The following is a 17,884-nucleotide window of genomic DNA, read 5'->3' as shown; positions in this document are numbered from 1 at the left end:
CATTCAGCAACACAGGGCTCAATAGCCCGAGCCACCGCCGGTTCCGAACCATTTCGGATAGTCGGACACGAGAAGGTGAACAGGATCCTCGTTCTCCTCGATGTCAGAGAACCGCCCGATGGGCTCGAGAAAGGTGTTGTCGGTCCGGTCATCGTTTACGGTCGAGACCTCGCCGATCAGCACATCGCCACCCTCGCCCCAGAACTTGTGCCAGTTCCCCGGCAGCAGGGTAACGCTCTCGCCCGGTTCGAGCTCGAGGATTCCGCCCGCCGGCAGCACGCGCCTTATGCCATCGGTGTGGACGACGACGTCCGACGTCTCATCGATACTCTCATTGGTCCCATCATCATTGTAGAGCTGGAGCGCGAGCTTCGCCCCGCCCCGGTTGATGATATCCTCGGCCTTGATGGTATGGCGATGCATGGGCGATATCTGGTCGTGCCGCGAGATCATGATCTTTTCGGCATAGAGCATGCCCCGCCCCTTATCGAGATCGGCGGCGTCCCCGTTGCGGACCGTGAACAGGAACAGGCCGAGCTTTTCGAAGTCTCCCTGACCGTAATCGGTGACGTCCCAGCCCATGCCCGACCGGATGATGTTGCCGATATCGGCCTTCCGGTCTTTCATCTGGGATGGAGACCAGTAGGCAAAGGGGGGCATGACATAGCCGAACGAGCGAATGAACGCGTCGGCCTGTCTGATGATCTCGTTGACCTGGGACCGTTTCATGGTCGACTTCCTCCCGAAGTGATTCAAGGCAAGGGCACAACCCCATGATCGGGAATCGCTTTGCGCCGCTCACCCATGGCCTGAACACGTTCATATCCCGATTCATGTCCGGGCGGCACGGGGGTCGTGTCGATCTCCATACGATCCTTGTGGTATTGCCAAAAGTTCTGGATTTTCGCCTACCGCCTGTTGCAGATTTCCCGGAAAGGGAGGAGCGCCCAATGAGCACTAGCCGGTCCGGAGATACCCCCGGCATCGCGGTCCTGCCGCCGATTTACCCCGCAGTGGCGCTGATTGCGGCGATCGCTCTGGAGCGGGTCTTGCCGCTCGCCTTCCTGCCCGTCCCGCACATCGCGAGCTGGCCGAGTTGGCTCGGCGTGGTGATGGTGCTGACGGGCCTTGCCTTCGCGCTATCCGCCGTTTCGGCCTTCAACGATGCCGGAACCCCGCCCGAGCCCCACAAGATGTCCGTCGCGCTGGTGACCGCGCCGCCCTTCACCATGACGCGCAATCCGATCTATCTGGGCTTCATTCTGATGGTGGCCGGGATTTCCCTCGCCTTTGCTCTCGAATGGGGGCTGATCAGCATTCCCCTTCTCTGGCTGGCGCTCGACCGGTTCGTGGTGGCCCGGGAGGAAGTTTATCTGCGCGGCCGGTTCGGCGAGGCCTATGAGGCCTATTGCAAGAGCACCCGGCGCTGGCTCTGACGCAACTTCTATTGCGCGGCCTCGTCCTCGAGGTCCAGAAAGCCGCCTGACTGGCGCTCCCACAAGCGGGCATAGTGACCGTCCCGCGCCAGAAGCTCGCCATGGGTGCCTGCTTCCACGATCCGCCCCCGATCCATGACCACGAGCCGGTCCATGGCGGCGATGGTGGAGAGCCGATGGGCGATCGCGATCACCGTCTTGCCCGCCATCAGGCCTTCGAGCTGGCTCTGGATGGCGGCTTCCACTTCCGAATCCAGCGCCGACGTGGCTTCGTCGAGCACCAGGATCGGCGCGTTCTTGAGCAGCACCCGCGCGATCGCCACCCGCTGGCGCTGGCCACCCGAGAGCTTGACCCCGCGCTCGCCCACATGAGCGTCATAGCCCGTGCGCCGGCGCTGGTCCTCGAGCTCGAGGATGAAATCGTGGGCCTCGGCGCGCCGGGCTGCGGCGATCAGCTCGTCTTCGGTGGCATCGGCCTTGCCGAACATGATGTTGTCGCGGACCGAGCGATGGAGCAGCGCCGTGTCCTGGCTCACCACTCCGATATTGGCGCGCAGGGATTCCTGGGTGACCTTCGAAACGTCCTGCCCGTCGATCAGGATCCGCCCGCTTTCGAGGTCGTAGAACCGAAGCAGGAGGTTGACCAGCGTGGTCTTGCCGGCCCCCGAATGGCCCACCAGCCCCACCTTTTCGCCCGGCGCGATCTCAAGCGTCAGGTCCTCGATCACGCCGCTCTCGCGGCCATAGTGGAACCGCACGGTCTCGAACCGGACGCCGGCCTTGGCGACCTCGAGCGGCCGCGCATCGGGCGCGTCGGTCAATTCGAGCGGTCTGGCGATGGTCTCCATGGCGTTCTGGATCACGCCGAACTGGCGCATGAGCATGTTGAGCTGCCCCATCAGGCGTCCCAGCATCATGTTAAGCCGGAGCACCAGTCCCAGCGCGAAGGCCACCGCACCCACGCTGATAGCGCCGATGCCCCAAAGATGGATCGAGAGCGCGCCGAAGGCGATGATCATGACGGCCGAAAGGAGCCCCAGCGACGTCCTTACCCCCGTGAGCATGCGGGCCAGGAGCGTCGAGGAGATCAGATAGCGCTCATAGCCCTCGCGGACGTAGGAATCATTGTCGTCCACCCCTGAGAACATGCGCAGCGTCTGGATATTGGAGAAGCTGTCGGTCACCCGACCGTTGAGCACGGATGCCGCCTCGGCGTTGACGGAGGCGCGCTGGCGCATGCGGGGCACGAAGTACCACGCCAGGAGCGCGAACACCGCCACCCAGACGAGGATCAGCACCACCATGCGCCAGTCGAGCTGGGCAAACAGCAGGATCGTGGTGCCCGTGTAGATCAGCAGGAACCACACGATCTGCAGCACGCCGGAGATGAAATCGTTGAGGGCGTTGGAGACCTGGGACACCTTGGTGACCAGGCGCCCCGAGAAATCGCTGGCGAAAAAGCCCACCGATTGGCGCGAGATGTGAGCATAGGCCTGCCAGCCGACCATCATGGTGAAGCCGCGCCCGATGGTCTGGCTCTCTACCAGCGCATTGATGGCCGGCACGGCGAACCGCCCCAGAACGACGACCGCGACCATCAGCGAGAGCTCGGGACCATGCTGGGCCATGACGCCGGCCCAGCCCTCATCGACCGCGCCCTGATCGAGCATGTCGATCAATCGGCCCATATAGTAGAAAAACAGGGCCTCAAAGAGCGCAACCAGCCCACCCGTCACCATCAGCGCGGCATAAGGGAGCTTGGCCTGGCCCATGTAATGCCAGACGAACCGCCAGATGGTATCTGGCGGCTGGAAATCCTCCCGCGCCCGGAAGGGATCGATCCAAGTCTCGAACACTCGACTGATCCAGAGAACCGGACCGATACGCTCCTTGGTCATGGATGCAAAATGGTGCTGGCCGGCCCGATTGGCAAGTGGTCCATCAGGCCGGCACGCCTTCGGCCTCGGTATCGATGAAGCCTCCGGACTGGCGCGCCCAGAGCCTTGCATAGGTCCCGCCCGACGCGACCAGCTCAGCATGGGTGCCCTGCTCCACGATCCGGCCCTCGTCGAGCACGATCAGCCGGTCCATCGCCGCGATGGTGGACAACCGATGGGCGATGGCGATCACGGTCTTGCCCTCCATGAGCGTATCGAGCTGGCCCTGGATCGCCGCCTCGACTTCAGAATCCAGCGCCGAGGTCGCCTCGTCGAGAACGAGGATCGGGGCGTCCTTGAGCAGAACGCGGGCAATGGCGATGCGCTGGCGCTGGCCGCCCGAGAGCTTGACGCCCCGCTCGCCCACGTGGGCGGCATAGCCCGCCTGTCCCTTGGCATCGACCAGGGTCTCGATGAATTCATGGGCCTCGGCCTGCCGGGCCGCTGCGATCATCTGCTCGTCGCTGGCGTCGGGGCGGCCATACTTGATGTTTTCGGCCACCGAGCGGTGCAGCAGCGAGGTGTCCTGGGTGACGACCCCGATATTGGCGCGCAGGGAGTCCTGGGCCACCGAGGCGATATCGGTGCCGTCCACGAGGATATGCCCGCTCTGGCGGTCATAGAACCGCAGCAGAAGGTTGACGATGGTGGACTTGCCAGCCCCCGAACGGCCCACCAGCCCGATCCGCTCGCCCGGCCTGATATGCAGGTTAAGCCCCTCGATCACCCTCGTGCTCGTATCGTCGCCCTTCCTGCCGTAGTTGAAAGCCACGTCCCGGAACTCGATTTCCCCCGCGACCCGGCCGAGCCGCGGCGCGTCGGGCTCGTCGGCGACCATGCGCGGCAGCGAGATCGAATTGATCCCGTCGCGCACCGTGCCGATGTTCTCGAACAGGGCCGACATCTCCCACATGATCCACTGGCTCATGCCCTCGAAGCGCAGCACCAGCCCGATCGCGATCGCCACGGCGCCCGCCGTCAGCGAGCCGCCCAGCCAGAGCCAGATCCCCACCGCCCCCACGGTGAAAAGCAGGAGCGCATTGAGCGTGGTGATCGAGACGTTGAGGATCGTCACCAGCCGCATCTGCTGGTGGACGGTGCCCAGGAACCCGTCCATGGCTTCTCGCATATAGGCTTCTTCGCGCCGGGAATGGGAGAAGAGCTTGACCGTGGCGATGTTGGTGTAGCTGTCCACGATCCGGCCGGTCATGTTGGCGCGCGCATTGGCCTGATGTTCCGAAATCTTGCCCATCCTCGGCACGAAATAGCGCAGGATCGAGCCGTAAACGAGCACCCACACGATAAAAGGCACGGCCAGCCGCCAGTCGTTCATCGCCGCAAGAATCACCGCGCCGATGAAATAGATGACCACGTAGTTGAGCACGTCGAGCAGCTTCATCACCGTCTCGCGCACCGCCAGCGCGGTCTGCATGACCTTGGTCGCGATCCGGCCGGCGAACTCGTCCTGGAAATAGGTCATGGACTGGCGGATCAAATAGCGATGGGCCATCCAGCGCACGCGCTGGGGGAAATTGCCCAGCAGTGTCTGATGGATGATCAGCGTACTGAACAGGGTCAGCGTGGGGATGACGAGCAGGATGAATCCCCCCATCAGCGCCAGCCTTCCCCCCTCCTGCGCGAGGAAGGCCTCCCGGTCCACCGAGGAGAGCCAATCGACCACATTGCCCAGAAAGCTGAACAGGATGATCTCGGAAATCGCAGTCGCCGCGCTGAGCAGTGCCATCAGCCCGAGCGGCAGCTTGGCGCCCTGCACGTAATGCATGCAGAATGCGAACAACCCTTTGGGCGGCTGCTCGGGGTCGCGGGGCGGATAGGGATTGAGCCGGGTTTCGAACCAGCGGAACATGGGAGTCACCAGAGCCTTGGCCGGGCGTGCGGGCGCGGATGCGTCCGGGCGGCCGGCAGAAAACCAAGGCGACGGTTGGTAGATGATCCTCGGCTCCAGCGCAATGCGTTGCTGAAGACGCGACCGCCCCGTCGCCCGGCCCGGACCTTGCCACGGGCCTGCGACGACACGACGAACGCCAGCGCGCAACCCCGACATCGAGGAACAATTTTTCTTCTCGTTAAGTGACTCTCCGGACTCGCGAATTTCGAGGGCGCCATGCGGATCGATAAAAAGGCTCTGGACAAGAGTCATGCCGTTGATTCAAGCTCTTATCATCAGATTTTCATCGGGGGCATGCGCCGTCAGGCGGGTGTGGGCAAGCATGGGTTCGGCGGATCAATCCGGCGTCGGGTCGAACGGATTCGGCGCTTCGATACACAGCACGCGGACAAACACGGCGCCTGCGGCAAAGGCACTCCCCTTCGGGATGTCCGCGTCCGTGGCCCTGAGCGCGGCGGCGGTCGTGGTGGCGATCCTTTTTGTTGCCCAGGACGCTTATCGCACCTTCGCCGAGACCCAGGAACGCACCATCATGGCGGCCGCGCTGGCCGCCGCAGAGATGGCGCCGCGTGAACTCGACGCCCCCCGCATGGGCGCCCTGACGCTCTCGGCCGCGGTTTCGGACGAAGCGGTCATGATCGTCTCGGCTCCGGACGGAGAAATTCTTTCCAGCACTGCCGAAGACATCGATCCCGGCGACATCCTCGGCCCCGACGCGCTGGCTTCCGGCTATGTCACGGGGCAGGCGGCGATTGCGGGCGAATACGGCCATGTAACGATCGCGGTCGGGCATGGGGCGATTGCCATGGAACTGGCCCAGCGGGCCGGCATCGCGTTCGGCGGCGCCTTCGCCATGGTGCTGCTGGCCTTCGGCGGCGGGCTCACCCGCCGGGAAACCGGGCCCGATCCTCTGGCCGAGGCCGTCCAGGCCGCACCCTATGGCCTTGCGCACTGGAGCGCGGACGGCACGCTTTTGTGCGCCAACAAGGCCTTCTACCGCCTGCTGCGGGCGGCCGAGAGCGAGATCAGGATCGGCGCCCCCTATTCCGCCGTATCCCGGACCATCTCTGGCAAGATCGCCAGCCGCCCCGTGGTCGATGGCGAGCGCCAGCGCATGATCGAGGTCGAGCGCGAGGATGGCTCGGTAATCGTTCTTGATGAACGCCCCAGCCCTTCGGGCGGCTTCGTCTCCGTCGTCAGCGACGTCACCGATCGCAAGGCCGCCGACCGCATGCTGAGCGCTGCACGCGAGGAGCAGCGCCAGCTCGCCCGCCGCTATCACGAGGAAAAGGTCCGCGCCGAGGCCGCCAGCCGGGCCAAGACCTGCTTTCTCGCCCACCTTTCCCACGACATCCGCACCCCGCTCAACCACATCATCGGATTTGCCGATCTCATGCGGCTCGAGACCTATGGGCCGCTGGGTGACGGCAAGTACATGACCTATCTCGAGGACATCAAGGCGGCGGGCGAAAAGCTGATGGACTCCTTTGCCGAGATTCTCGAATACGCCGAGCTGGAGGGCGGCCAGAAGGCGCTGTCGCCCGAGCCGCTGACCGTCGAAGAGATGATCAAGACCGTGGCCGGACGCTTCGGGCCCCGCGCGACCCAGGCCGGCCTGCGGCTGCGCACCGGCGCGCTCACCGCGGCCATCGTCCACGCGGACCGCCTTTGTGTGGAGCGGATGCTGGACAATCTGCTCGACAATGCCGTCCGGTTCACCCCCCGGGGCGGTGAGGTCAGGCTTGCCGCCTGGGCGGCCGAAGATGGGGTGGTGCTCGAGATCACCGATACGGGGATCGGCATGGGCGAGGACCAGCTTTCCCGGCTGTCCCACCCCTTCGCCCTTTCGGACGCCGCCTTCACCAAATCCCATGACGGTATCGGGCTGGGCATCGCCATCGCACGCGCCATCGCGGAAGCCAGCGGCGGCCGGCTCGCGATCGACTCGGCGGTCGGGCACGGCACGACGGTCGTCATCTCCCTGCCCACCTCCAGCGCTTTCGCCAAGCCGCCACTGGTGATGGAGGCGGTGACGGCCGAGGCCGCCTGAGCCCTTAAACCGCCCGCATGGCCTCGAAGAACTGCCCAGAGAGGCTCGCGACCTCTTCGCGCATGGCCTTTATGTCGGTCTCGAGCATGGCAAAGCTGGGGTAATTGGTCCTCCGGGCCAGCAATTCCCGGAAAGCCGCCGTCCACCCCTCGTCGTTGAGCGGCTCCGACAGGCATGCGCTCATCAGCTCGAGCACCCCCGAATAGATGTGATGGATCTCGGCCAGCCTTTCCCCTTCGGCGAGAATTCCGGTTTCGGTCAGGCGCCGAAGCACCCGGGCAGGCGACGCCTGCGGGCAGTCGAGCACCTGACCCTCGAGAAGCTGTGCCGTTTGCGCGATGAATTCGAGATCGACCAGCCCGCCGGAGTGCAGCTTGAGGTCGAACGCATGGCGCGGCGGGCGCTCCCGAGCCATCAGCGCCCGCATGTCGAGCGTTTCCTCGACGATCTTGCTGCGGTCCCGCGGCAGCGCCAGCACGCGCGCGATCTCGGCGTCAACATCGGCGGCCAGCGATGGCTCGGCGCACACGCACCGTGCCCGGGTCAACGCCAGGTGCTCCCAGGTCCAGGCCTCGTCGCGCTGATAGGTGCGGAACCGCTTCAGGCTCGTGGCCAGCGGCCCGGCATTGCCCGAGGGGCGCAGCCGCATGTCCGCCTCATAGAGCACGCCTTCGGCCGTGGGAGCCGAGACCGCCGTCACCAGCCGCTGGGTCAGGCGCGCGAAATAGGTGGGCGGATCGAGGGGCCGGTCGCCATCCGAGCCGTCAGAGCCCTCCGGAACGTCATAGAGCAGGATGAAATCGAGATCGGAGGTCGCGGTCATCTCGCGGCTGGCCATCTTGCCGAAGGCCAGCAGACCCACCCGGGCACCCTCGACTTCTCCGTGACGCGCCACGAACTGATCGGTGACCGCATCAAAGAGACGCCCGAGCAGGGTTTCGGCCAGCGCCGTGAACTGGCGCCCGGCCTGTTCGGCGCTGAGCGCACCGCCCACGAGGCCGGCGGCGATGAGGAATTTCTGCTCCTGGCCGATGATGCGGGCCCGGTCGATCAGGTCCTCATAGGACCGCGCATCGGCAAGAAACGCGTCCACGCTCGCGATCAGCGTCTCGTGGTCGCCCACTTCCCCGGCGAAGGCCGGATCGATCAGCCCGTCCACCACATGCGCCCGGTGAATCACCGCTTCGGCCAGCCTCGGGGCGGACGCCATGAAGTCGATCAGAAGGTCGCGCAGCGTGGCGTGATTGCGCAACAGCGCGAACATCTGCACCCCGGCAGGCAGGCGCGAGAGGAAATCGTCGAACCGCGTGAAGGCCGCATCGGCATTGCCCGTGCCCGCGATCGAGCGCAGGAGGGCCGGCATCAGTTCGGTCAGGTGCTCGCGCGCCTTGGAGGCGCGGGTCGCGGCATAGCCGCCATAATGCCATTTGCGGATCGTCGCCGACACCCGGACCGGGTCCGTGAACCCGAGATCGGAGAGGGTTTCGAGCGTGCCGGGATCGTCATCGCTGCCGGTGAACACCAGATTGCCCAGGTCGCCCGCCAGCGATTCTCCCTCGGCGAAAAGCTCGGAATAGTGCGCGACGACATCGGCAAGCGCACGGCGGTAATCGTCCTCGAACCCGGCCCGATCATTGCCCATCAGCGCCGCGATCTCTGCGATGGCCGCGTCGGTTTCGGGCAGCACGTGGGTCTGCTCGTCGCGCAGCATCTGGAGCCGGTTTTCAACCGATCGCAAGAACCAGTACGTCTCGGTGAGATGGGATGCGGTATCGCGCTCGATCCAGCGGCCCGCCACCAGCGCCTCGAGAGCCTCGGAGGTCGGACGCACCCGCAGGTGCGGGTCGCGCCCCCCCGCGATCAATTGCTGGGTCTGAACGAAGAACTCGATCTCGCGGATCCCCCCGCGCCCCAGCTTGACGTTATGGCCGGCCACCCGCTGCTCGCCCACCTTGCGATGGATATTGATCTGGCGCTTCATGGCCTGGATATCGGCGATGGTCGCGAAATCCAGGTGCTTGCGCCAGATGAAGGGGGCGAGTTCCTTGAGGAACTGCTCGCCCACAGCCCGATCGCCCGCGCAGGGCCGCGCCTTGATCCAGGCCGCGCGCTCCCAGTTCTGCCCCCGCGATTCGTAATAGCTCATCGCCGCATCCACCGAGATGGCGATGGGGGTGGAGCCGGGGTCGGGCCTCAGGCGCACATCGGTGCGAAAGACGTAGCCGTGCTCGGTCCGGTCCTGCATCAGCGAAACCAGCCTGCGCATGATCCGCACATAAAAGCGGTTGTGGTCGGCATCCTCGGGCAGAACCGCCAGGCTGGGATCGTAAAAGGCGACGATGTCGATATCGGAGGAATAGTTCAGCTCCTGCCCGCCATGCTTGCCGAGAGCAAAGATCGCCAGCCCCGAGGCCGAAGCCGAAGCGCGCGAAGCCGGCATGGCGAGCTGGCCATTGGCCGCCGCCTCGCGCATCAGGAAATCGAGACCCGCCTCGAGCGCGTAATCGGCCAGGTCGGACATGGCGCGGGTCGTCTTGTCGGGACCCCATGCGCCGCCCAGTTCGGCAACCGCAGAGAGCAGGGCCCCGCGCGCCTTGGCCACGCGCAGCGCCTTGCTCAGGTCCTTTTCCTCGCTGGCCTGGCGCCCGCTGGCCGCCATGCCGGCCAGGAGGGTTGCCATCGCCCCGCTCGCCTCGACCTCCAGCGCACCGGCCAGCCACCGGGCATGCCGCTCAGCCAGCTCGCGCAGGTAGGGCGCGGCGGCGAAGGCCGGACCCAGGGTTCCCGCAACGCGTTCGAGCGTCGCCCTGCCCTCGCCGGCGGCGGCCAGAACCTCCTCGAGCGCATCCGCGCTCCCGTCGTGTTCGGGGAGCGGGCGGAGATCGTCGACGAGGTTTGACACGTAAAAGTACTCGCTAGTTTTCCCGCGGCGCCGCTGGGAAGGAAATGATGGCCTTGGCCCCCGGATCGTTGTCAGCGAAGCGGACGGTGCCATCATGGGCCCGCACCACCGCGGCCACCAGGGCGAGCCCCAATCCCGCGCCGGCGTCGGTCCGGCTGCCTTCGAGCCGCACGAAGCGGTCGAACACCCGGCTGCGGGACTCCTCGGGAATACCGGGGCCCCTGTCCGCCACCTCGATCACGATCCAGTCGTCCTGCCTGCGGGCGGACACCGAGATATCCCCGGCCCCTCCCTGGGCTGGCTTGCCGTACTTTATGGCATTTTCGACAAGATTCACAAGGGCTTGCCCTACTAACTCCCGGTTTCCGGTCATCATGAGGCCCGGCTCGACCTCGGTGGAGACCGTCAGTCCCTCGTCCTCGGCCACCGGGGTGTAGAGGTCCACCACGTCCTCGACGACCTCGGAGGCATCGATTCGGCTGAGCGCGCCGGTCGGCATCCCCGCCTCGGCCCGGGCGATAAGCAAGAGGGCGCTGAAGATGCGGATCAGATGGTCCGATTCGGTGATGGTCGCCTCGAGCGCGGCGATCTGGACATCGCGATCGGCGCCGGGCCGCAGCGCGGCCTCGGCCTTGTTGCGCATGCGGGTAAGCGGGGTCTTGAGGTCGTGGGCGACGTTGTCGGTCACCTGCTTGAGACCGGCCATCAATTGCTCGATCCGGTCCAGCATGGCGTTGAGATTGGTGGCCACGCGGTCGAACTCGTCATCGCTGCCCGTCAGCGGCACGCGCTCGGAGAGATTGCCCGACATGATCTTGTTGGAGGTGTCGGTGATCGCATCGATCCGCCGCAGCACGTAGCGCGCGGTCAGGCCGCCGGCCACCACCGAGAGAATCACGATGGCCAGCGCGCCCCACCAGAAGGTCGACAGAATAATCGCGGTAAATCCGCGCCGCTCTCCGACGTCGCGCCCCACAACCAGCCGCAGCCCGTTGGGCAGTTCGCCCGACTGGACGATCGCCACCCCCTGCATGCGCGGGGTGTCCTCGACCTCTCCATAGATCTCGAGCCCGCGCTCATAGCTCAACTCGTACCGTCCCGGCTCCGAGAGAATCGCGGCAGGCAGGCTCGAGACATTGCCCGCAATCATCGTGCCGGTCGGGTCACCGAGATAATAGATGCCCGGCCCGGGCCGGTCGGCGAGGCGCTGGACGGCAAAGGCCACCGTGCGCACGCTGGCGCGCAGGGAAAGCAGGTTGATGTGATCGACCTCGCGTTCGATGGCCCGGGTCTGCTGCTGCTGGATGCGGACCGAGGTCTGGTAAGCCAGAACGGCCAGCAGCACGACCGCAAAGCCCACGAAGATGGCGATGAACATGGCGGTCAGCCGCACCGTGGTGGTGCGCCAGACCCGCCCCATACGTGCCCGGCCCAGTCCGACCTTACTCACGTATGATGTACCCCGCGCCCCGGACTGTCTGCAGAAGCTGCACCTCGTGGCCCTTGTCGATCTTGCCGCGCAGGCGGGACATGTGGACGTCGATAACGTTGGTCTGGGGGTCGAAATGATAGTCCCAGACGTTTTCGAGCAGCATGGTGCGGGTGACCACGCGCCCGGCATTTTTCATCAGATATTCGAGCAGCCTGAACTCGCGCGGCTGCAGGTTCACCAGGTCCCCGCCGCGCGTCACCTTGCGCGAGAGCCTGTCGAGCAGGAGGTCGGCCACCTGATAATGGGTCTGGGCCTCGGCCGGGGAATTGCGCCGGGCCAGAACCTCGATCCGCGCCAGCAGTTCGGTGAAAGCATAGGGCTTGACCAGATAATCGTCGCCGCCGGCCCGCAATCCGGTCACGCGATCGTCAACCTCCCCGAGCGCGGAGAGAATGATCACCGGCGTCGCATCGCCCTGGGCGCGCAAGGCCTCGACGATCGAGAGCCCGTCGCGGCGCGGCAGCATCCGGTCGACCACGAGCACGTCGTAGTCCATGCCCTCGGCCATGGCATACCCCGTCTCGCCGTCCGCGGCGTGATGGGCGACATGCCCGGCCTCATCGAGCGCCTGCATGAGATAGGACGCAGCGTCCCGGTCGTCCTCGATCACCAGTATCTTCATGGCCCCGCCCGATAAGCAAACGGCCCCGACCAGGTCGGGGCCGTTCCATGGTTCCCTATCCGCGCTTATTCCTCAAGCGGGATACCGAGGAAGCGGACCACGCCGCTGCGCTCGATCTTGAGCGGCACGGCGGACCGGCCACTGTCAACCACGCCCTGTAGCGCCGTTTCGAAGTCCGAGACCGTTCCGAGGACGGTGCCATCGACCTCGAGGATCACGTCACCCGAGGACAGGCCACGGGTTGCCGCGGCACTGGAAGGATCGACGGCCTCGACGACCAGACCTTCGCCCTCGTCATTGGGGGCAAGGGTGACGCCGATGCTCTCTATCTCGGTGTTCTCGGGCTCGGGCTCTTCAACCGGTTCGGGCGGCGTGGGCTCGCTGGTCTCGTCTTCGGGCAGCCTGTCAAGGGTCACGTCGACGGTGATTTCCTCGCCATCGCGAATGATGCCCAGATCCACCGTGGTGCCCGGCGCAAGCTGGGAAATCACGCGGGAGAGTTCGCGGCCGGTCTGGACGGCATCGCCGTCGACCGAGACGATGACGTCACCGGACTGCACGCCTGCCGCTGCAGCCGGAGCATCCTCGATCGGCTGGGTCACCAGAGCACCATCGGTGCTCGGCAGGCCGAGACCGGCGGCAAGATCGTCGTTGAGATCCTGCAGGGACACACCGAGGAAGCCGCGGGTCACGACGCCGTCTTCACGGAGCTGGGTGATGACCTGCTCTGCTACCGCAGCGGGGATGGCGAACGCGATGCCCACATTGCCGCCCGAGGGCGAGAAGATGGCGGTGTTCACCCCGATCACGCGACCGTTGAGGTCGAACGACGGACCACCCGAATTGCCGCGGTTGACCGCCGCGTCGATCTGGAGGAAGTCGTCATACATCGAGGCGTTGATGTCGCGGCCACGGGCCGAGACGATACCCGCCGTCACAGTGCCGCCGAGGCCGAACGGGTTGCCCACGGCCACCACCCAGTCGCCCACACGGGCTTCATCGCTGGCGAATTCGACGAACGGCAGATCGGAGCGCTCTTCGCGGACCTTGAGCAGGGCGAGGTCCGTGCGCGGGTCGAGCCCCACGATATCGGCTGCCAGCTCGGTGTCGTCCTGGAGCACGACCAGCACCTCGTCGGCGTCTTCCACGACGTGGTTGTTGGTCACGATGTAACCGTCATCGGAGATCAGGAAGCCCGAACCCACGGCCTGCATGAACTGACGCGGACGCTCGGGAGCGCCCTCCTCGGGGGTGCCGAAGGGCTCTTCGAACTGCTCGAAGAAGCGGCGCAGCGGGTGATCCTCGGGCAGGTCGGGGAACTCGAACTCGAAGTTCGGGCCGCGACGCTGAACCATGCGATCGGGGACTTCACCGCTCACCTGGATCGAGACGACCGCCGGGCTCACGGCCTCGACGAGATCGGCAAAGCTCGCGGGCGCCCCGGTCTGGACGCCGATCTGAGCGGTGGCCGACTGCATGGGAATGACGTTGGTCGCGATGGCGCCGCCGGCAACGACGACGGCCAGCGCGGACGCGGCGATCAGTTTGCGGGAGGGGGTTGAAAGCAATGTGCGCATGGATTTCCTCTTTGGCTCGGATAGGGGAGCTCGCGGTTTTATCTAGGGTGTTACGCCTTTCCGCACAGTGTCGTTCACATTAAATCTTGGTAAGGGCCGGTTTCAGGGCCAGGCATGCGCCCGCAACGCCTGGGATTTCAGCCCCAGATCGACTGGCGCAAAAGCCCGAGTGCGATCACCGTCAGCATGATCTTGAGCCCGATCCGGAACGCCGCTTCGGGCATGCGGTGGAGGAACCGGGTGCCGGCCCAGGTGCCGACAAAGCCGGCAGCGACCATCGCGATCATCAGGGGCACGAAGGCGGCGAACGCGAACCCCAGCGCGGTGAATGTCACCACCTTGGCCAGGTGGGACACGGTGACGATCGCCGCATGCGTGGCCACCAGCTCCCGGCGATCGCCCAGAAAACGCAGGAAATTGGCCAGCAGCGGGCCGACCGCACCGAAGATCATCCCCAGTGCCGCGATCACCGTGCCGGCAATGAAGTTGGCGACGGGCCCGCGTGCGGAGACCTTGGGCTGCGGCCCCCATGCGCTGTAGAGGATGAAGGCCGCGATGGCGCCCCGGAACAGGGCTTCGGGCATGCTCACGGCCAGCGAGCCCCCGATGATGGTGCCCAGAATTGACCCCAGGCATATCCAGAAGATCACGTTCCACTGGATGAAGTGACGAAGAAGGAAAGCGCGCGAGGTGTTGGAGCCGAGCTGGATGCCCCCATGAAGCGGCACCACGACTGCGGGATTGAAGACTATGGCCAGCACCGCGAGGAGCAGCATGCCACCGCCCAGCCCGAAGGCCCCCGTGATAGCGGAGGTCATGAAGCTGACCAGAACGAGGCTGAGCGCGAGCCAGGGCCCCACGCCATCGGGCAGATACTGCGCAAACTCGACCATCGGGGACCCTCCGGGAGTTCGCGTAGCCACGCGCGGCCAGTTTGTGAAGTCTGATACCGCGAGGGCCCGTTCTGTATGCGAGAAGCCCCCGCTCCGGCTCTGATCCAATCAGAACCGGGCATGCGCTGGCGCGATTACTGGCCGGAGAGCTTATCGAGCGCCTTGCGCTCGTCGCGGGAGAGCCCCCGGGGCCTTGTGCCAGCCCCTGCATCCTGCCGCCTTCGCCGCACGCCAATGAAGACGGCGACAAGCCCGATCACCAGGATCACGGGCGCTGCGGCCCACAGCACGATGGTGTGCAGGGCCATCACCGGCTGGAGCAGCACGAACTCGCCGTATCGTGCCACAATGTAGTCGATCACCTCGGTGTCGGTATCGCCCGCCACCAGCCGCTCGCGCACCAGAAGGCGCAGATCGCGCGCCAGCTCGGCGTCGGAATCGTCGATGGACTGGTTCTGGCACACCATGCAGCGCAGATTGGCCGAAATTGCCCGGGCGCGGGTCTCGAGAACGGGATCCTCCAGCAACTCGTCGGGCGAGACGGCCGGGGCCGCCGTCGCCGAGACCAGCAGCACGAGCGCCATGCAAAAGGCACGAAACAGCGCTCTCATGCCGAGGCCCCCCGCTGCTCACCGCGGGCGGTGCGCGGTGCACCGATGCGGATGCGGCGGTCTGTCAGAGAGACGAACGCCCCCACCGCCATGATCAGCGCACCCAGCCAGATCAGGACCACATTGGGCTTGTGCCAGAGCCGCACGACCCGCCCGCCTTCGGCAAAACGCTCGCCGAACTGGACGTAAACCTGGGTGAACCCGTACGTCAGAATGCCCGCCTCGGTGGTTGGGGTCTGGGAAACCACATAGACCCGTCTTTCAGAGGTGACCGTGCGCGTGGGCCAGAACCAGGGGGCGTCGACCACGAACTCGCCCTGGTCGGCGGCGTAGTTGGGGCCTTCGATGGCACGCTCGCCCGAATAGGTGACCGTATACCCGGCGACCTCGAATTGGTCCCCGGCCTGCATGGAGGTGACGATTTCGGTCTCGAACGCGGTCGCGCAAACCACGCCCACTACCATCACCCCCACACCGAAATGGGCCATGGCCGTCGACCAGACCGTACGCGGCATGCCCCTGACGCGCCGCCAGCTTTCGCCCGGCGCAACGCGCCCGAGATTGGCCCGGTCCGCCACCTCGGCCACCGCGCCGACCATCACCCAGATGCCGATCGCCAGCCCGAGCGGGGCGAGGGTCATGGGAAAGCCCATGAATGCGAAAACGAGGATGGAGATGATCGCCGTGGCGATCAGCGCCCCGGTGAGCCTCTGGACCACGCACACGAGGTCGGCACGCTTCCAGGCAAGGAAAGGTCCGAAGGGAATCAGGAGCAGCAAGGGCACCATCAGTGCTCCGAAGGTCAGATCGAAGAACGGCGCGCCCACCGTGATCCGGGCGCCGGTCAGGCTCTCGAGAACCAGCGGATAGAGCGTGCCCACCAGCACCCCGGCCGTTGCGGTCGAGAGGAAAAGGTTGTTGAGGATCAGCGCGCCTTCCCGGCTGACCGGAGCGAACAGCCCGCCGCTGCGCAGCGCCGAGGCGCGCAGGGCGAAAAGCGCGAACGCCGAACCGATCAGCACGGCGAGCATGGCGAGGATCACGGTGCCCCGAGTCGGGTCGGACGCGAACGAGTGCACCGAGGTCAGAATGCCCGAGCGCACGAGGAAGGTGCCCAGAAGGCTCAGCGAGAACGTGATGATGGCGAGAAAGATCGTCCAGATCTTGAGCGCATTGCGCTTTTCCATGACGATCGCGGAATGGAGAAGCGCGGTGCCCGACAGCCAGGGCAGGAAGCTGGCGTTTTCCACCGGATCCCAGAACCACCAGCCGCCCCAGCCCAGCTCGTAATAGGCCCAGTACGATCCCATGGCGATGCCGAGCGTCAGGAACGCCCAGCTCGCCAGCGTCCAGGGGCGCACCCAGCGCGCCCATGCGCCATCGATCCGGCCCGAGATCAGGGCTGCGATGGCAAACGAAAAGCAGATCGAGAAGCCGACATAGCCGAGATAGAGCATCGGGGGGTGGATCGCCAGCCCGATATCCTGGAGCACCGGGTTGAGCTCGGTGCCGTCCCGGGGCGCAGGATCGAGACGCCAGAAAGGGTTGGAGGTGAACAGCACGAAAGCCGAGAAGGCGGCGACCATCAAGCCCTGGCACGAGAGCACCAGCGTGCGCAGATCGTGCGGGAGCGATCGGCCCCGGCTGGCCACTGCGGCGCCGAACAGCACGAGGATCAAAACGAACAACAGCATGGAGCCTTCGTGATTGCCCCAGACACTGGTGAATTTATAGAGTGCCGGCTGAAGCGAATGGGAGTGCTCGACCGCGAGCTGGACCGAGAAATCCGAAACCATGAAGGCGTGCACCAGCGCGGCGAAGGCGAGGCCCACCAGCAGAAACTGCATGACCGCCGCATGACTGACAAAGCGCGCCGTCGCGCCGCCATCGCGCCAGTAGACGAACCCGACAGCGGCCTGCGCCAGCGCCAGAACGCAGGCGAGAACCAGCGCGAAATGTCCCAGTTCGACGATCAAGGCTGGCTCCCCCCATCCGGACCATAGCCGACGCTTTCACCGTCACCCTCGCCTTGCCAGACGCCCTGGGTCCGCAGCGTATCGGCGACCTCGCGGGGCAGGTAATTCTCGTCATGCTTGGCCAGGACGTTGGACGCCAGGAAGCTGCCATCGGGCAGGAGCGCCCCTTCGGCGACCACGCCCTGCCCTTCGCGGAACAGGTCGGGGAGAATGCCCTCATAGCGCGCAGGGATTGCCGTCTGGCCGTCCGTTACGGTGAAGGCGTTGACCTCCCCGTCCAGCGACCAGGAGCCGTCGGCGACCAGTCCGCCGATCCGGATGGCCACGCCCGGCTCCACGCCCTGCTCTGCGATCTCGCTGGGTGAATAAAAGAACACCACCTGATCGCGGAGCGCGGTCAGCACCAGCGTCGCGGAAAGCGCCAGAACGACGGCCAGCCCCCCGATCACCGAAAGCCGCTTCTGCTTGCGTGTCATTGC

General features: G+C 65.7%; 13 protein-coding genes. 2 read left to right on the top strand and 11 right to left on the bottom strand.

Translation table 11 applies throughout. From position 1 onward, the window contains the following. Nucleotides 1-18 precede the first annotated feature (18 nt). Nucleotides 19-729: a D-lyxose/D-mannose family sugar isomerase gene (locus tag EO136_RS17545; RefSeq protein WP_127145685.1), complete on the bottom strand. Its 711-nt coding sequence runs from the start codon at nt 727-729 to the stop codon at nt 19-21. 221 nt (nt 730-950) lie between these two features. On the opposite strand from EO136_RS17545, the gene EO136_RS17540 reads away from it, so the two are divergent. Continuing rightward, complete coding sequence (locus tag EO136_RS17540) at nt 951-1,436, top strand: methyltransferase family protein (RefSeq protein WP_164730674.1); 486 nt, start codon at nt 951-953, stop codon at nt 1,434-1,436. An 8-nt stretch (nt 1,437-1,444) separates the two neighbouring features. Here EO136_RS17540 and EO136_RS17535 read toward each other — a convergent pair whose 3' ends face one another. Continuing rightward, complete coding sequence (locus EO136_RS17535) at nt 1,445-3,334, bottom strand: ABC transporter ATP-binding protein (RefSeq protein WP_127145683.1); 1,890 nt, start codon at nt 3,332-3,334, stop codon at nt 1,445-1,447. A gap of 43 nt (nt 3,335-3,377) precedes the next feature. Then, a complete protein-coding gene (locus EO136_RS17530; protein ID WP_127145682.1) occupies nt 3,378-5,240 on the bottom strand; it encodes an ABC transporter ATP-binding protein in 1,863 nt (620 codons plus the stop codon). Between the two features lie 469 nt (nt 5,241-5,709). Here EO136_RS17530 and EO136_RS17525 point away from each other — a divergent pair, with 469 nt between their 5' ends. Beyond that, the gene (locus EO136_RS17525) at nt 5,710-7,332 is read left to right on the top strand and encodes a sensor histidine kinase (RefSeq protein ID WP_164730673.1); all 1,623 of its coding nucleotides are present in this window, start codon (nt 5,710-5,712) and stop codon (nt 7,330-7,332) included. A 4-nt stretch (nt 7,333-7,336) separates the two neighbouring features. On the opposite strand, the gene EO136_RS17520 is transcribed toward EO136_RS17525, so the two are convergent. The 8 genes from EO136_RS17520 to ccmE form a co-directional block, all read right to left on the bottom strand. Continuing rightward, entirely contained in the window at nt 7,337-10,234 is a 2,898-nt protein-coding gene (locus tag EO136_RS17520) for a bifunctional [glutamine synthetase] adenylyltransferase/[glutamine synthetase]-adenylyl-L-tyrosine phosphorylase (RefSeq protein WP_164730672.1), read from the bottom strand. A gap of 13 nt (nt 10,235-10,247) precedes the next feature. After that, the gene (locus EO136_RS17515) at nt 10,248-11,684 is read right to left on the bottom strand and encodes a HAMP domain-containing sensor histidine kinase (protein ID WP_127145679.1); all 1,437 of its coding nucleotides are present in this window, start codon (nt 11,682-11,684) and stop codon (nt 10,248-10,250) included. After that, nucleotides 11,677-12,348: a response regulator transcription factor gene (locus EO136_RS17510; protein ID WP_127145678.1), complete on the bottom strand. Its 672-nt coding sequence runs from the start codon at nt 12,346-12,348 to the stop codon at nt 11,677-11,679. The genes EO136_RS17515 and EO136_RS17510 overlap by 8 nt, the downstream gene beginning before the upstream one ends. A gap of 65 nt (nt 12,349-12,413) precedes the next feature. Then, a complete protein-coding gene (locus tag EO136_RS17505; protein WP_127145677.1) occupies nt 12,414-13,925 on the bottom strand; it encodes a Do family serine endopeptidase in 1,512 nt (503 codons plus the stop codon). A gap of 137 nt (nt 13,926-14,062) precedes the next feature. Further along, nucleotides 14,063-14,818 carry a sulfite exporter TauE/SafE family protein gene (locus tag EO136_RS17500; protein WP_127145676.1) on the bottom strand — a complete coding sequence of 252 codons (756 nt, stop codon included), beginning with the start codon at nt 14,816-14,818 and terminating at the stop codon, nt 14,063-14,065. A gap of 134 nt (nt 14,819-14,952) precedes the next feature. Continuing rightward, entirely contained in the window at nt 14,953-15,429 is a 477-nt protein-coding gene (locus EO136_RS17495) for a cytochrome c-type biogenesis protein (protein WP_127145675.1), read from the bottom strand. Continuing rightward, on the bottom strand, nt 15,426-17,405 hold the full coding sequence (locus EO136_RS17490) for a heme lyase CcmF/NrfE family subunit (protein ID WP_127145674.1): 1,980 nt from the start codon (nt 17,403-17,405) through the stop codon (nt 15,426-15,428). Before EO136_RS17490 ends, EO136_RS17495 begins: the two co-directional genes overlap by 4 nt. Next, nucleotides 17,402-17,881: a cytochrome c maturation protein CcmE gene (gene ccmE, locus EO136_RS17485; RefSeq protein ID WP_127145673.1), complete on the bottom strand. Its 480-nt coding sequence runs from the start codon at nt 17,879-17,881 to the stop codon at nt 17,402-17,404. The genes EO136_RS17490 and ccmE overlap by 4 nt, the downstream gene beginning before the upstream one ends. Nucleotides 17,882-17,884: the final 3 nt, after the last annotated feature.

The organism is Pelagibacterium montanilacus (assembly GCF_003992665.1).
Taxonomy (GTDB): Bacteria; Pseudomonadota; Alphaproteobacteria; order Rhizobiales; family Devosiaceae; genus Pelagibacterium; species Pelagibacterium montanilacus.
The sequence above is the reverse complement of the archived record's forward strand: the minus strand, read 5'-3'. Positions and strand labels throughout refer to the sequence as shown.

Coding starts and splice junctions, on each gene's coding strand:
- EO136_RS17545 (WP_127145685.1), bottom strand. CDS start 729: ATGAAACGGTCCCAGGTCAACGAGATCATCAGACAGGCCGACGCGTTC.
- EO136_RS17540 (WP_164730674.1), top strand. CDS start 951: ATGAGCACTAGCCGGTCCGGAGATACCCCCGGCATCGCGGTCCTGCCG.
- EO136_RS17535 (WP_127145683.1), bottom strand. CDS start 3,334: ATGACCAAGGAGCGTATCGGTCCGGTTCTCTGGATCAGTCGAGTGTTC.
- EO136_RS17530 (WP_127145682.1), bottom strand. CDS start 5,240: ATGTTCCGCTGGTTCGAAACCCGGCTCAATCCCTATCCGCCCCGCGAC.
- EO136_RS17525 (WP_164730673.1), top strand. CDS start 5,710: ATGTCCGCGTCCGTGGCCCTGAGCGCGGCGGCGGTCGTGGTGGCGATC.
- EO136_RS17510 (WP_127145678.1), bottom strand. CDS start 12,348: ATGAAGATACTGGTGATCGAGGACGACCGGGACGCTGCGTCCTATCTC.
- EO136_RS17505 (WP_127145677.1), bottom strand. CDS start 13,925: ATGCGCACATTGCTTTCAACCCCCTCCCGCAAACTGATCGCCGCGTCC.
- EO136_RS17500 (WP_127145676.1), bottom strand. CDS start 14,818: ATGGTCGAGTTTGCGCAGTATCTGCCCGATGGCGTGGGGCCCTGGCTC.
- EO136_RS17495 (WP_127145675.1), bottom strand. CDS start 15,429: ATGAGAGCGCTGTTTCGTGCCTTTTGCATGGCGCTCGTGCTGCTGGTC.
- ccmE (WP_127145673.1), bottom strand. CDS start 17,881: ATGACACGCAAGCAGAAGCGGCTTTCGGTGATCGGGGGGCTGGCCGTC.